Consider the following 351-nt stretch of genomic DNA (forward strand, 5'->3'; position numbering starts at 1 on the left):
TTTAATAAAGAGAATATTAACATGGTGGATGCAAAGAAAGCTAAAAAAACCGTTGTTGCAACCGGTATCGGTAATGCAATGGAATGGTTCGATTTTGGTGTCTATGCATATACAACTGCGTACATTGGAGCGAACTTCTTCTCTCCAGTAGAGAGTGCAGACATTCGACAAATGTTGACTTTCGCAGCATTAGCCATTGCGTTTTTATTAAGACCAATTGGTGGTGTTGTATTTGGTATTATTGGTGACAATTATGGACGTAATGTTGTATTAACATCATCATTTTTTTTAATGGCATTTTCAACATTAACCATTGGATTATTGCCAAGCTATGATCAAATTGGACTTTGG

1 protein-coding gene is annotated in these 351 nt (G+C 35.9%); it reads left to right on the top strand.

Going from position 1 to position 351, the window contains the following annotated elements:
• Positions 1-21: 21 nt before the first annotated feature.
• Positions 22-351 (top strand): MFS transporter (locus GUI70_RS25435; RefSeq protein ID WP_161884535.1); only part of this gene is annotated, 330 nt, incomplete at its 3' end.

Origin of the sequence: Deinococcus alpinitundrae (assembly GCF_009982895.1) — a bacterium.
GTDB classification, from domain to species: domain Bacteria; phylum Deinococcota; class Deinococci; order Deinococcales; family Deinococcaceae; genus Deinococcus; species Deinococcus alpinitundrae.